Below are 12,828 nucleotides of genomic sequence, written 5' to 3'. Positions count from 1 at the left end.
ACGCCCGGTGCGTTTCGGGCCCGCTCAGACGTCGTCGCCGGACGCCGCGCCGCCATCGGCGGGCGGCGCATCGCGGAATCGCACGTCTGCGGCCAGATCTTCCTCTTCCGCCGCGCGATGTGCGTCCGAATGCTCGGCGAGATAATCGTAGATCGCGTAGCACAGTGCTTCGCAGCCCTGGCCCGTGAGCGCCGAAATCTCGAACACCGGGCCGTCCCAGCCGAAACGGTCGAGGAAATCGGCAACGCGCGCCTCGCGCTCGTGTTCCGGCACCATGTCGAGCTTGTTGAGGACGAGCCAGCGCGGCTTCTCGTAGAGCGCCTCGTCGTACTTGCGCAGTTCGCCGACGATCGCCTTCGCTTCCGCGACCGGATCGACGCTTTCGTCGAACGGGGCCAAATCGACCAGATGCAGCAGCACGCCGGTGCGCTGCAGGTGTCGCAGGAACTGGTGGCCGAGGCCCGCGCCTTCGGCGGCGCCTTCGATCAGCCCCGGGATGTCGGCGATCACGAAACTCTTGCTCGGGCCGACCCGCACGACGCCGAGGTTCGGCGCGAGCGTCGTGAATGGATAATCGGCGATCTTCGGCTTCGCGTTCGACACCGACGAGATGAAGGTCGACTTGCCGGCGTTCGGCATGCCGAGCAGCCCCACGTCGGCGAGCACCTTCAGCTCGAGCCGCAGCATGCGTCGTTCACCGGGCTTGCCGTCGGTCTTCTGGCGCGGCGCGCGGTTCGTGCTCGACTTGAAATGCAGGTTGCCGAGACCGCCGGCGCCGCCGTTCGCGAGCATTACCTGCTGATCGTGCTCGGTCAGATCGGCGATCAGCTCGCCCGTGTCCATGTCGGTCACGACCGTGCCGACCGGCATGCGCAGCGTGACGTCGTCACCGCCCTTGCCATAGCAATCCGAGCCGCGACCGTTCTCGCCGTTGCGCGCCAGATGCTTCTTCGCGTAACGGTAGTCGATCAGCGTGTTGATGTTGCGGTCGGCGATCGCGTAGACGTTGCCGCCCCGGCCGCCGTCGCCGCCGTCCGGCCCGCCGAACGGAACGAACTTCTCACGGCGCATCGACGCGCTGCCATCGCCTCCGTCGCCGGCGATGACTTCGATTCGTGCTTCGTCAATGAACTTCATTCGTCACTCCGACCAGTATTTCCGCTATTGTGCCGCGCGCCGGCGCGCTTGAACAATCTGCCATTCGGCCGATTGCCCGCCGTTGCGCGACAGCCGCCGGCGCGCACATGCGCCCGGCGGCCAAATAAAAAAAGGCCCCGCGAAGACTGCGGGGCCTTTCGGCTACGAAGCCCGTGGGTGCCTGAACTTAGGCAGCCGCCGGGACGACGATGACCAGATGCTTCTTGTCCGCGCCCTTGGTCGCGAACTTGACGTGACCGTCGACCAGCGCGAACAGGGTGTGATCCTTGCCCATGCCGACGTTCTCGCCAGCGTGCATGCGCGTACCGCGCTGACGCACGATGATGCCGCCGGCGTTGATCGCCTGGCCGCCGTACACTTTCACGCCGAGACGTTTCGACTCGGAGTCGCGGCCGTTCCGGGAAGAGCCGCCTGCCTTTTTGTGTGCCATCTGATTGCTCCTTTACCGAGGCGCTTACGCGTTGATCGCGTCGATGCGCAGCTCAGTGTAGTTCTGGCGGTGGCCGCCGTGCTTTTGGTAGTGCTTCCGGCGACGCATCTTGAAGATGGTGACCTTGGCATGACGACCGTGCGATACGACGGTGGCCTTGACGGAAGCCCCACTGACCAGCGGCGTACCGAACTTAATCGATTCGCCTTCGCCCACTGCGAGAACCTGGTCGAGCGTGATTTCAGCGTCAATGTCAGCCGGTATCTGTTCTACTTTGAGTTTTTCGCCAACGGCAACCTTGTACTGCTTGCCGCCGGTTTTTATGACCGCGTACATTGAGAACCTCACTCTGGATCCAATTTTTCCGCACACCACGCGCGGAAAACACGTGACTATACATGGGGTTAGCGCCCAAGTCAAAGCCGATCCACGATTGCCGCGCGCAAGCGCCGGCCGGACGGCCAAAATCACGGTGCGGGCACGTCCGACAGACCGGGATATCTCGGATTCGACTTATAATCCGCCGCATCACCCATTTCGATCATCATGTCGTCGTCCACCGCCTCCCCCACACTCAGCGCCGCCCACCTGCTCGCTCCGATCGCCAGCGACATGGAGCAGGTGAATCGCGTTATCCGGCAAAGCCTCGCGTCCGACGTGCTGCTGATCAACCAGATCGCCGAGTACATCATCGGCGCGGGCGGCAAGCGGCTGCGTCCGGCCCTGCTGTTGCTCGTCGCCGGCGCGCTCGGCGAGACGTCGCACCAGCGGCACGTGCTGGCCGCCGTCGTCGAGTTCATCCACACGGCCACGCTGCTGCATGACGACGTCGTCGACGAATCCGAACTGCGTCGCGGCCGCCAGACGGCCAACGCGCTGTTCGGCAACGCGGCAAGCGTGCTGGTAGGCGACTATCTCTATTCGCGCTCGTTCGAGATGATGGTCGGCGTCGGCAAGATGCGCGTGATGGAAATTCTGTCGGAAGCGACGACGATCATTTCCGAAGGCGAAGTGCTGCAACTTCTGAACATGCACGACGCGGACGTCGACGAGACGCGCTACATGCAGGTGATCCGCTACAAGACGGCGAAACTGTTCGAAGCATCGGCCCGCCTGGGCGCGGTGCTCGCCGGCGCCGATGCGCCGACCGAAGCCGCCGCGGCCGAATACGGCCGCCGGATCGGCACCGCGTTCCAGATCATGGACGACTGGCTCGACTACGCGGGGACGGCCGAAGCGATGGGCAAGAATGCCGGCGACGACCTGCGCGAAGGCAAGCCGACGCTGCCGCTCATCTATCTGATCGAACGCGGCACGCCCGAACAGTCTGCGCTCGCACGCGAGGCAATCGAACAAGGCGGCACCGATCGCTTCGACACGATTTTCGATGCGATCACGCGTTCGGGCGCGCTCGACCATACGCTCGAATGCGCGCGCCAGGAAGCACAGGCCGCTGCTGCCGCGATCACGGCGTTCCCGGATTCGATCTACAAGGAAAGCCTGCTCGCGTTGTGTTCGTACTCGACGTCGCGGCAGTCGTAAACGCGCCGCGAACGAGAAGCGATAGCCTGTCTCGAAAAATTTCTTCGCCAAGGTCTTCCCTTTTCGAAAAAACATCGTTATAGTTATGTTCTTGCTCGACGACGCAGCGGTCTTGAAGAAGACGGCGAAGTCGGAAGAGTCCAAATCGGGGTGTAGCTTAGCCTGGTAGAGCGCTACGTTCGGGACGTAGAGGCCGGAGGTTCGAATCCTCTCACCCCGACCAGATTTGAAAAAACCGTGCACCATGTGCACGGTTTTTTTTTGCCTTTTTTACCTGGTCGCGTGAACCCTCGTGCCACGCACGACACATCCCGGCCGCCGGCCTCTGCTATATTTCCTCCATCCCTGTCCTTCACTGCCCTTCTGACGCGTGGACCAAATTCCCTTATGGGCGCAAATCAGCGCCGTCTTCCTGCTTCTCCTCTGCTCCAGCTTCTTTTCCATTTCCGAGACCGCGATGATGGCGCTCAATCGCCATCGGCTGAAGCACCTCGCCGGCCAGGGCGTGCTCGGCGCGAAAACCACGCAGGGTCTGCTCACGCGCACCGACCTGCTACTCAGCGTGATCCTGATCGGCAACAACCTGTTCAACACGATCATCCCGGTCCTCACGACGTCGCTCGCGCTGCACACGTTCGGCCGTAACAACCTCGCGCTGTCGATCGCGACCGCCATCGTCGCGTTCCTGATCATCGTGTTCGCGGAAATCGCGCCGAAGATCGTCGGCGCGACCTTTCCCGAGCGCATCGCGCTGCCCGCGAGTCTCGTGATCGCGCCGCTGATGCGCGTGTTCAAGCCGGTCGTCTGGTTCGTCAACGCGCTGGCGAACGGCGTGCTCTGGGTGCTGCGCATCAATACGAAGAAGGGCCGCGACCAGCGGATGTCCGCCGATGAGCTGCGCGCGATCGTGCTCGAGTCGAGCAGCTTCATGCCGACCAAGCACCGCAGCATCCTGCTCAACCTGTTCGACCTCGAGAACATCACGGTCGACGACGTGATGGTGCCGCGCCGCCAGATCGAGTCGCTCAACTTCTACGCGCCGCTCGACGACATCCTGCATCAGCTCGAGACCTGCTATCACAACCGCCTGGTCGTCTACGAAGGCGACATCGACAAGGTGCTCGGCGTGCTGCACGTCCGCAAGACGCTCACCGCGCTGCACAACCAGGATTTCGACCGCGAAACGTTGCGCACGCTGCTTGCCGAGCCGTACTACGTGCCGTCGGGCACGCCGGTCGTCCAGCAACTCCAGTACTTCCAGGAAAGCCGGCAGCGCACTGCGCTCGTCGTCAACGAGTACGGCGAACTCGAGGGGCTCGTCACGCCCGAGGACATCATCGAGGAACTGATCGGCGAATTCACGACGTCGATGCCGCGCGGCGAACGCGCGGGCGGCTGGGACGAAAATGGCGAATGCATCGTCGCCGCCAGCACGCCGCTGCGCGAACTGAACCGCTGGCTGCACCTGCAACTGCCGACCGACGGACCGAAGACGCTGAACGGCCTGATCCTCGAGATCCTCGAGGAAATTCCCGAAGGCGACGTGTGCATGAAAATCCGCGACACGATGCTCGAGGTCATGCGCAGCGACGACCAGGCCGTGCGCACCGTCAAGCTCTTCAAGCCGCGCAGCTCGCGCGCACGCGCCGCCACGCGCTAGCCGAACGGCCGACTGTCGGCGCCGCTCGCGATACGCGACCATTTGCCGGTCACGATCAACAGGCGGCAGCGTGCCGGCTCACATGCACTTCCCATCTCCCGGGGCGCCGCTGCGCACGCAGCGGCCGCCTGTCACCACCGACGCATCGCCCGCTGAAACACCCCGCTCGCTCGATGCGACGCAACTCGACGACTCGCCCGCCGTACGGCTGCTGACCGACACGCTGCACGCCGCCCGCGTGCGCGACGCGTCCGACATCCACGTCGAACCGTTCGAAGCGGGCTGGCGCATTCGCCTGCGCATCGACGGCGTCCTGCATGAACACGTGCGGCCGCCCGCTCATCTGCGCGACGCGCTCGTGACGCGGATCAAGGTGCTCGCCCGCATGGACATCGCCGAGCGCCGGCTTCCGCAGGACGGCCGGCTGCGCATCGCGGTCGACGGCGGCCTGCGAGGCGACTACCGGGTCAGCTCGCTGCCCACGCTGTTCGGCGAGAAGCTCGTGCTGCGCCGCCTCGAAACGCTGCCGCCCGATCTCACGCTCGCGCGCCTCGGCTTCGACGCGCGGCAGGCCGCGGCGATGGAGGCCGCAATACGCACGCCTCACGGTCTCGTGCTCGTCACCGGTCCGACCGGCAGCGGCAAGACACTGTCGCTCTACTGCGCGCTGCAGATGCTCGATCGCGACGCGCACAACGTATGCACGGTCGAGGATCCGGCCGAGATTCAGCTCGATGGCATCAACCAGGTCGGCGTGGCGGAGAAAGCCGGGCTCACCTTCGCCACTGCGCTGCGCGCGCTGCTGCGCCAGGACCCGGACGTCATCATGGTCGGCGAGATTCGCGATGCGGAAACGGCCGACGTCGCGATCAAGGCCGCGCAGACCGGGCACCTCGTGCTGTCGACGCTGCACACGAACGACGCGCCGGCAGCCGTCGCGCGACTGCTCGACATCGGCGTCGCGCCGTACAACCTGGCGGCCGCGTTGCGCCTCGTCACCGCGCAACGTCTCGTCCGCCGTCTGTGCGTCACCTGCCGTGTGCGTTCCGACGCGCCGGCGCGCGCGCTGCGCGATGCGGGCTGCGATTCGGCGGCGCTGGCATCCGGATGGCGCCCGTTCGTCGCGCAAGGCTGTGCCGCTTGTCACGGTATCGGTTATCGAGGCCGGGTCGGCCTGCATCAGACGATGCCGGTTTCGCCCGAGATGGCCGAGCGCATCGTCGCGCGCGCAAGCGTCGGCGCGCTCGCGCGATGCGCGGCGGCAGAAGGCGTGCGCAGTTTGCGTGACGCGGCACTCGCGCACGTTCGCGACGGCACGACGAGCGTCGCGGAAGCGCTGGCCGCGACGCCTGACGCGTGATCGCAATGCATGCACCGCCGCACGAGACCCGCTTCGCGTGGCGCGGCCGTCGTCGCGACGGCACACCGTGCCGCGGAAGCATCATCGCATTCGACGCAGCCGCCGCACGTGCAGCGCTCGCGCGCGACGGCGTCGCGGTGCTGTCGCTCGACATCCGCGGCACGGCCCGGCCACCGACAGCCGGCGCACGGGAGATCACGCGTTTCACGCGTCAGCTCGCGAGCCTGCTGCAGGCCGGACTGCCGCTCGCACCGTCGCTCGAGATGCTCGCCCGCACCCGTACGCACGACGGGCTGCCGCGCATCGCCGCGGGTCTCGCGCGCGAGATCGTCGGCGGGCAGCGCTTCGCCGCCGCACTTGCACGCTATCCTTCCCAATTCGGCACGCTGTATCGCCAGCTGATCGAGGTGGGCGAAGCGTCAGGCGCGCTCGGCACCGTGCTGACCCGCGTCGCGGAGCACCGCGAACGCGCCGACGTGCAATGGCGCAAGCTGCGTGCCGCGCTTGCCTACCCGGTCGCCGTCATCGTGTTCGCGCTCGCGATCTCGGCCGCGCTGATGGTATGGGTCGTGCCGACGTTCCGGCAGATCTTCGACGGCTTCGGCGCGGCACTGCCGGCACCCACCCGCGCCCTGCTCGCCCTTTCCTCCGCGACATCGGCCTGGGGCGGCACGTTCGTCGCCGGCGCAGCAGCGGCGGGGCTCGCCGCACGCCACGCGCTGCGGCGCTCGCCATCGCTGCGCTACATGGCCGCGCGGCACGTGCTGAATGCGCCGTTCGTCGGCAGCGCGCTCACGCGGTTCGCGACCGCACGCTGGTGCCGCTCGCTTGCCACGCTGCTCGGTGCCGGCGTACCGCTTGCCGATGCATTCGCCACGCTCGAACGCACGGCCGGCCACCCGGTGTTCGAACAGGCCACGGCGCAGATCGCCACGCGCGTGCTGCGCGGCGCGCGTCTTGCCGATGCGATGCACGCGGCGGGCTGCTTCCCGGACGACGTCGTGCAACCAATCGCCGTCGCCGAGGAAACCGGCGCACTCGACACGATGCTCGCCGACATCGCAGCACTCTGCGAGCGCCAGCTCGACGCACGTCTCGATGCGCTTGCCGCACTCGGCGAGCCGCTGATCGTGATCGTGCTGGGCGCACTCGTCGGCGGCCTCGTGATCGCGATGTATCTGCCCATCCTTCAGTTGGGCAACGTGGTGTAGCATCGCAACCGATTCTGTCGCCTTTCAAGCCCGAACCCGAGCCCCATGACGCCCGCGCCCCTGACCACCGTTTTCGATTCGCCCGACGGCACGTTGCTCGCGCTGGCGATGCTGCCGCCCGCGGTGCAGTATGCATTCGCCGTCGTGCTCGGCCTGTGCGTCGGCAGCTTCGTGAATGTCGTCGTACACCGGATCCCGGTGATGATGCAGCGTGCATGGCAGGCCGAAATCGCCGAAGCGACCGGCAGCGCGAGCGCACCGCCGGACGACGGCTATCCGCAGCACTACGATCTGTGGCGCCCGCGCAGTGCCTGCCCGCACTGCGGTCACGTGCTGCGCGCGTGGGAAAACATCCCGCTCGTCAGCTATCTGATGTTGCGCGGGCGCTGCCGCCAGTGCGGCCATGCGATCGGCGCGCGCTATCCGCTCGTCGAGCTCGCGGGTGCGCTGCTCGCCGCCGGGTCGCTCGCCGCGTTCGGCCCCACCGTCGCCGCACTCGCCGCGTTCGGACTCTGCACCGCGCTGCTGGCGATGAGCGCAATCGATATCCGGACCGGCTACCTGCCCGATTCGATGACGCTGCCGCTGCTGTGGGCGGGGCTTGCACTGAACCTCGGCGGCACGTTCACGTCGCTGCGTTCGGCCGTGGTCGGCGCGATGGCCGGCTACCTGTTCCTGTGGTCGATCTACTGGCTGTTCAAATGGCTGCGCGGCATCGAGGGCATCGGCTTCGGCGACCTGAAGCTGCTCGCCGCGCTCGGCGCATGGATGGGCTGGGCCGCGCTGCCGCAGGTCGTGCTGTTTGCCGCGGTAACGGGCGCGATCGTCGGGCTCGTCGCGACCTGGCGCGGACGCATGCGCTTCGAGGAGCCGATTCCGTTCGGCCCGTTCCTCGCGGCAGGCGGCGTCGCCACGCTGTTTTTCGGTACCCCCTTCTATTCGGCGCTCGGCGGCTGACATGACGCACCGCCCGCGTCCGCTTTGTTCGCTGCGTCGCGGGGAGGCGACTTGCTTCCTCGTGGCGGCCCGGCGGAGGCTCACATGTTTGCAATAGGACTCACCGGCGGCATCGGCAGCGGCAAAACGACCGTCGCCGATATGTTCGCCGCACGCGGTACATCGCTCGTCGATACCGACCTGATCGCGCACCGCATCACCGCACCGGCCGGTCTCGCGATGCCCGCGATCGAGCACGCATTCGGACCGGACTTCGTCGCGGCCGACGGCTCGCTCGATCGCGCGAAGATGCGCGCACTGATTTTCAGCGACGACGACGCACGCCGGCGCCTCGAAGCGATCACGCATCCGCTGATCCGCGCGGAGACCGATCGCGAGGCCCGCGAAGCGCAGGGCCCGTACGTGATCTTCGTCGTACCGCTGCTCGTGGAGTCAGGTAATTGGAAGGCGCGCAGCGATCGCGTACTGGTCGTCGACTGCCCGGTCGAAACGCAGATTGCACGTGTGATGCGGCGCAATGGTTTCACGCGCGAACAGGTCGAAGCGATCATCGCACGACAGGCGACGCGTGAAGCGCGTCTCGCGGCGGCCGACGACGTGATCGTCAACGATGCGACGACACCCGAAGCGCTCGCCGCGCAGGTCGATGCACTGCACCAACGCTATCTCGGATTCGCGGCCGCCGCGCGCTGACCACCGCGCGAGATCGTGATGGTGTACGAAATTGGTGCGTTGCTAGGGTAGAGCGTGAGCATTAGAATGTCCTGCATTGTTTCAATCCCTACCCTAGAGGCGAGCGCGCTTGATTCTTTACGAGTATCCGTTCAACGAGCGAATTCGCACGCTGTTGCGCCTCGAAGACCTGTTCGAGCGCTTCGCGTTCTTTTTGGCTCAGGAGGACCCGCGTGAACATCACGTCGCGCTGACGACGCTGTTCGAAATCGCCGAGGTCACGGGCCGCGCGGACCTGAAATCGGATCTGATGAAGGAGCTCGAACGTCAGCGTCAGACGCTCGCTCCCTTTCGCGGCAATCCGGGCATCGAACAGAATGCGCTCGAAGCCGTGCTCGGCGAAATCGAGCAGACGCTCGCCAATCTTGCGCAGATGCAGGGCAAGACCGGGCAGCATCTGGTCGACAACGAGTGGCTCGCCAGCATCCGCAGCCGCGCGGTGATTCCCGGCGGCACGTGCAAGTTCGACCTGCCGTCGTACTACGCGTGGCAGCAATGGCCCGCCGAGCAGCGGCGCCAGGACATCGCGAAATGGATCATGCCGCTGCTGCCGCTGCGCGACGCGGCGGCAATCGTGCTGCGGCTCGCACGCGAATCGGGTCAGGCGTCGAAGGTGATGGCGATGCAGGGCAGCTACCAGCAGATGCTGTCGGGGCGTAGCTACCAACTGATGCAGGTGCGCGTGCCGCCGGAGCTGCGCGTGATTCCCGAAGCAAGCGCCAACAAATACATGCTGTGGGTACGGTTCACCATGCAGGACGGCGACGTGCGGCCGCGCGCGGTGGACATCGACGTGCCGTTCCATCTGACACTGTGCAATCTGTAACGGCCGTGCGCCGGTTCGACGCTTTCGTATGACTACCGTTGTGAAATGTCCTTCGTGCGGCGCAGAAGTGCGCTGGACACCTGAAAACAAGTTCCGCCCCTTCTGTTCGGCCCGCTGCAAGCAGCTCGACCTCGGCGCATGGGCCGCAGAAAAGTACCGGATCGGCGGATCCTCCGACGAAGGTCCGTCGTCGGAGGAAGACGGCACCGACGGCCGCCACGACAGTTGAGCGGCGCCCGGCACCGCCCGTCCGCCGATATGGCCCGCTTTTCAGGCGGGCCGCCGCGGCGTCATTGCGACGCGGCTTCCTGCTCGAGCAGGTCCAGCACCGGCAGCGCAGCCGGCAACAGCGGCGCGACGTCGACCGGCAGTTGCTGCCACACGAACGCCTGCCCTTCCTTGCTGTGCGGCTCGCCTGTCCAGCCCGTCACCTTGCAGAAATAAAGCCGCACATATGCGTGCGGATAATCGTGCTCGAGCGTATGCCAGCGATGGCTGGCCGTGACGACGATGCCGAGTTCCTCGTGCAGCTCGCGCGCCAGCGCGTCCTCGACGCTCTCGCCGGCTTCCAGCTTGCCCCCCGGGAACTCCCAGTAGCCTTCGTACGGCTTGCCCTGCAGCCGCTGCGCAAGCAGGTAGCGGCAGCGGCCGACCGGGCCGTCCGGCTGCACCATGACACCGACCGCGACTTCCGTCACCTTGCGGCCGTCGGGCGCTTGCATGGCGCCCGCTGCGAAATCCACGCTCATGCCTGCTCCTTGCGACCCGACCAGTCGCGCGCGAACTGCCACGCGACGCGCCCCGAGCGCGAACCGCGCTCGAGCGCCCAGACGAGCGCGTCGCCGCGCGCCGTCTCGATCTCCGCGGCCGCGCAGCCGAAATGGCGCAGCCAGTGCGCGACGATGTCGAGATAGTCGTCCTGCTTGAACGGGTAGAAGCTGACCCACAGGCCGAAGCGCTCCGACAGCGAGATCTTTTCCTCGACGACTTCACCGGGGTGGATCTCACCGTCCGGCAGATGCTTGTACGATTCGTTGTCGCTCATGTACTCGGGCAGCAGGTGGCGGCGGTTCGACGTCGCGTAGATCAGCACGTTGTCGGACTGCGCGGCGATCGAACCGTCGAGCGCGACTTTCAGCGCCTTGTAGCCCGATTCGCCTTCCTCGAACGACAGGTCGTCGCAGAACACGATGAACCGCTCCGGACGCTGCGAGATCAGCTCGACGATGTCGCCGAGATCGTGCAGGTCGTCCTTGTCGACTTCGATCAGGCGCAGCCCGTCCTTCGCGTACGCGTTCAGGCACGCCTTGATCAGCGACGACTTGCCGGTGCCGCGCGCCCCGGTCAGCAGCACGTTGTTCGCCGGCTTGCACTGCACGAACTGTCGCGTGTTCTGCTCGATCAGCCCTTTCTGCCGATCGATGTTGTGCAGGTCGCCGAGCGTGATCGTCGACGCGGCCGGCACCGGCTGCAGATAGCCGCGCCCCTGGCGCTTGCGCCAGCGAAACGCGGTGGCGGCATTCCAGTCGACTGCCGCCGGTGCGGGCGGCAGCATCCCCTCGAGGCGGCCGAGCAGCGCTTCGGCACGTGTCAGAAACTGTTCAAGCTTGTCCATGTCGTCCGAGCGCTCCCGATCAGGAGCGGTAATCCGCGTTGATGCTCACGTAATCGTGCGACAGGTCGCACGTCCAGACGGTAGCCTGCGCGTCGCCGCGGCCGAGCAGCACGCGGATCGTGATTTCGCTCTGCTTCATCACGCGCTGGCCGTCCTCTTCCTGGTAGGCCGGGTTGCGGCCACCGGCCTTCGCGACGAGCACGTCATCGAGATAGAGATCGATCTTGCCGACGTCCAGATCCGTGACGCCCGCATAGCCGATCGCCGCGAGAATCCGGCCGAGGTTGGGGTCGGATGCGTAGAAGGCCGTTTTCACCAGCGGCGAATGACCGATCGCGTATGCGATCTGGCGGCACTCGGCGACGCTCTTGCCGCCGTCGACCTGCACCGTCATGAATTTCGTCGCGCCTTCGCCGTCGCGCACGATCAGCTGCGACAGCACCTGGGCGACCTGCGTGACCGCGTCGCGCAGCGCCGCATAGGCCGGCGAGTCGGTCGACGTGATCGCGGGCAGCGTGCTCTTGCCCGACGCGATCAGGATGAACGAGTCGTTGGTCGACGTGTCGCCGTCGATCGTGATGCAGTTGAACGAGCGGTCGGCCACTTCCTTCACGAGCGTGTCGAGCACCGGCTGCGCGACGTTCGCATCGAACGCGAGGAAGCCGAGCATCGTCGCCATGTTCGGCTTGATCATGCCCGCGCCCTTGCTGATGCCCGTCAGCGTGACCGTGTGGCCGTCGATCGTCACCTGGCGCGACGTGGCCTTCGGCAGCGTGTCGGTCGTCATGATCGCCTGCGCGGCGTCGTGCCAGTTCGCGGCCTTGCGGTTCGCGAGCGCGGCCGGCAGCCCTGCCTTCAGGCGGTCGATCGGCAGCGGCTCGAGAATCACCCCGGTCGAGAACGGCAGCACCTGTGCGGCCTCGATGCCCGCGAGGCGTGCGAGTTCCGCGCAGGTTTCGCGGGTGTTCGCGAGGCCCGGCTCGCCGGTGCCCGCATTCGCATTGCCCGTATTGACGACGAGCGCGCGGATGCCCGCGCCGCCCGTGCGCACCTTGGCCAGGTGCTCGCGGCACACGATCACGGGTGCGGCGCAGAAGCGGTTCTCGGTGAATACGCCGGCGACCGTCGCCCCTTCGTCGACGGAGATGACCAGCACGTCCTTGCGATTCGGCTTGCGGATGTTCGCTTCCGCCCAGCCGAGCGTGACGCCGGCGACGGGATGCAGTTGGGCGGGATCGATCGACGGAAAATTGACAGCCATGGGGCACACCTGCCGGATGGAAAATGCCGGCACGCGCCGGCATTGATTGGAAGAACCGACGGCCGCACGAGCCGGC

At 66.3% G+C, this 12,828-nt stretch carries 14 protein-coding genes and 1 tRNA gene; 9 read left to right on the top strand and 6 right to left on the bottom strand.

What is annotated here, in order from left to right; all coding sequences use genetic code 11:
* Positions 1–24: 24 nt before the first annotated feature.
* The 3 genes from cgtA to rplU form a co-directional block, all read right to left on the bottom strand.
* Positions 25–1,137, bottom strand: coding sequence for an Obg family GTPase CgtA (gene cgtA / locus DIE22_RS07450; protein ID WP_124500219.1), 1,113 nt, complete (start codon positions 1,135–1,137; stop codon positions 25–27).
* A 187-nt stretch (positions 1,138–1,324) separates the two neighbouring features.
* A complete protein-coding gene (rpmA, locus tag DIE22_RS07445; protein WP_006476999.1) occupies positions 1,325–1,588 on the bottom strand; it encodes a 50S ribosomal protein L27 in 264 nt (87 codons plus the stop codon).
* Between the two features lie 24 nt (positions 1,589–1,612).
* Positions 1,613–1,924 carry a 50S ribosomal protein L21 gene (gene rplU, locus DIE22_RS07440; RefSeq protein ID WP_006025184.1) on the bottom strand — a complete coding sequence of 104 codons (312 nt, stop codon included), beginning with the start codon at positions 1,922–1,924 and terminating at the stop codon, positions 1,613–1,615.
* Positions 1,925–2,134: 210 nt separating this feature from the next.
* Between rplU and DIE22_RS07435 the strand changes: the two genes are divergently transcribed.
* The 9 genes from DIE22_RS07435 to DIE22_RS07395 all read left to right on the top strand — a co-directional run bounded on the left by DIE22_RS07435 (position 2,135) and on the right by DIE22_RS07395 (position 10,105).
* On the top strand, positions 2,135–3,130 hold the full coding sequence (locus DIE22_RS07435; protein WP_124500218.1) for a polyprenyl synthetase family protein: 996 nt from the start codon (positions 2,135–2,137) through the stop codon (positions 3,128–3,130).
* A gap of 146 nt (positions 3,131–3,276) precedes the next feature.
* Positions 3,277–3,353: transfer RNA gene (locus DIE22_RS07430), tRNA-Pro, on the top strand.
* A 147-nt stretch (positions 3,354–3,500) separates the two neighbouring features.
* On the top strand, positions 3,501–4,790 hold the full coding sequence (locus DIE22_RS07425; RefSeq protein WP_124604810.1) for an HlyC/CorC family transporter: 1,290 nt from the start codon (positions 3,501–3,503) through the stop codon (positions 4,788–4,790).
* A gap of 82 nt (positions 4,791–4,872) precedes the next feature.
* Complete coding sequence (locus tag DIE22_RS07420; protein ID WP_124500216.1) at positions 4,873–6,150, top strand: GspE/PulE family protein; 1,278 nt, start codon at positions 4,873–4,875, stop codon at positions 6,148–6,150.
* Positions 6,151–6,155: 5 nt separating this feature from the next.
* The gene (locus DIE22_RS07415) at positions 6,156–7,361 is read left to right on the top strand and encodes a type II secretion system F family protein (protein WP_124500215.1); all 1,206 of its coding nucleotides are present in this window, start codon (positions 6,156–6,158) and stop codon (positions 7,359–7,361) included.
* A gap of 45 nt (positions 7,362–7,406) precedes the next feature.
* Positions 7,407–8,318 carry an A24 family peptidase gene (locus DIE22_RS07410; protein WP_124500214.1) on the top strand — a complete coding sequence of 304 codons (912 nt, stop codon included), beginning with the start codon at positions 7,407–7,409 and terminating at the stop codon, positions 8,316–8,318.
* A gap of 84 nt (positions 8,319–8,402) precedes the next feature.
* Positions 8,403–9,011 (top strand): dephospho-CoA kinase, encoded by a 609-nt coding sequence (coaE, locus tag DIE22_RS07405; RefSeq protein WP_124604809.1) that lies wholly within the window; start codon positions 8,403–8,405, stop codon positions 9,009–9,011.
* Positions 9,012–9,120: 109 nt separating this feature from the next.
* On the top strand, positions 9,121–9,876 hold the full coding sequence (zapD, locus tag DIE22_RS07400) for a cell division protein ZapD (RefSeq protein ID WP_006754990.1): 756 nt from the start codon (positions 9,121–9,123) through the stop codon (positions 9,874–9,876).
* Between the two features lie 28 nt (positions 9,877–9,904).
* Positions 9,905–10,105, top strand: a complete 201-nt coding sequence (locus DIE22_RS07395) for a DNA gyrase inhibitor YacG (protein WP_124500212.1) — start codon at positions 9,905–9,907, stop codon at positions 10,103–10,105.
* A gap of 61 nt (positions 10,106–10,166) precedes the next feature.
* Here DIE22_RS07395 and DIE22_RS07390 read toward each other — a convergent pair whose 3' ends face one another.
* The 3 genes from DIE22_RS07390 to argJ are packed head-to-tail and all read right to left on the bottom strand — an operon-like array spanning position 10,167 to position 12,752.
* Positions 10,167–10,625 carry an NUDIX domain-containing protein gene (locus DIE22_RS07390; RefSeq protein WP_124604808.1) on the bottom strand — a complete coding sequence of 153 codons (459 nt, stop codon included), beginning with the start codon at positions 10,623–10,625 and terminating at the stop codon, positions 10,167–10,169.
* Complete coding sequence (locus DIE22_RS07385; RefSeq protein WP_124500210.1) at positions 10,622–11,491, bottom strand: ATP-binding protein; 870 nt, start codon at positions 11,489–11,491, stop codon at positions 10,622–10,624. The genes DIE22_RS07390 and DIE22_RS07385 overlap by 4 nt, the downstream gene beginning before the upstream one ends.
* Positions 11,492–11,510: 19 nt before the next feature.
* Positions 11,511–12,752 carry a bifunctional glutamate N-acetyltransferase/amino-acid acetyltransferase ArgJ gene (gene argJ / locus DIE22_RS07380; protein ID WP_124500209.1) on the bottom strand — a complete coding sequence of 414 codons (1,242 nt, stop codon included), beginning with the start codon at positions 12,750–12,752 and terminating at the stop codon, positions 11,511–11,513.
* Positions 12,753–12,828 lie beyond the last annotated feature (76 nt).

This window comes from Burkholderia sp. Bp9142 (assembly GCF_003853415.1).
Taxonomy (GTDB): domain Bacteria; phylum Pseudomonadota; class Gammaproteobacteria; order Burkholderiales; family Burkholderiaceae; genus Burkholderia.
The sequence above is the reverse complement of the archived record's forward strand: the minus strand, read 5'-3'. Positions and strand labels throughout refer to the sequence as shown.

What these genes read in the sequence shown, in the direction of transcription:
- rplU (WP_006025184.1), bottom strand. Translation starts at nt 1,924, where the DNA reads ATGTACGCGGTCATAAAAACCGGCGGCAAGCAGTACAAGGTTGCCGTT.
- rpmA (WP_006476999.1), bottom strand. Translation starts at nt 1,588, where the DNA reads ATGGCACACAAAAAGGCAGGCGGCTCTTCCCGGAACGGCCGCGACTCC.
- cgtA (WP_124500219.1), bottom strand. Translation starts at nt 1,137, where the DNA reads ATGAAGTTCATTGACGAAGCACGAATCGAAGTCATCGCCGGCGACGGA.
- DIE22_RS07385 (WP_124500210.1), bottom strand. Translation starts at nt 11,491, where the DNA reads ATGGACAAGCTTGAACAGTTTCTGACACGTGCCGAAGCGCTGCTCGGC.
- argJ (WP_124500209.1), bottom strand. Translation starts at nt 12,752, where the DNA reads ATGGCTGTCAATTTTCCGTCGATCGATCCCGCCCAACTGCATCCCGTC.
- DIE22_RS07415 (WP_124500215.1), top strand. Translation starts at nt 6,156, where the DNA reads ATGCATGCACCGCCGCACGAGACCCGCTTCGCGTGGCGCGGCCGTCGT.
- DIE22_RS07420 (WP_124500216.1), top strand. Translation starts at nt 4,873, where the DNA reads ATGCACTTCCCATCTCCCGGGGCGCCGCTGCGCACGCAGCGGCCGCCT.
- DIE22_RS07395 (WP_124500212.1), top strand. Translation starts at nt 9,905, where the DNA reads ATGACTACCGTTGTGAAATGTCCTTCGTGCGGCGCAGAAGTGCGCTGG.
- DIE22_RS07410 (WP_124500214.1), top strand. Translation starts at nt 7,407, where the DNA reads ATGACGCCCGCGCCCCTGACCACCGTTTTCGATTCGCCCGACGGCACG.
- DIE22_RS07390 (WP_124604808.1), bottom strand. Translation starts at nt 10,625, where the DNA reads ATGAGCGTGGATTTCGCAGCGGGCGCCATGCAAGCGCCCGACGGCCGC.
- coaE (WP_124604809.1), top strand. Translation starts at nt 8,403, where the DNA reads ATGTTTGCAATAGGACTCACCGGCGGCATCGGCAGCGGCAAAACGACC.
- DIE22_RS07435 (WP_124500218.1), top strand. Translation starts at nt 2,135, where the DNA reads ATGTCGTCGTCCACCGCCTCCCCCACACTCAGCGCCGCCCACCTGCTC.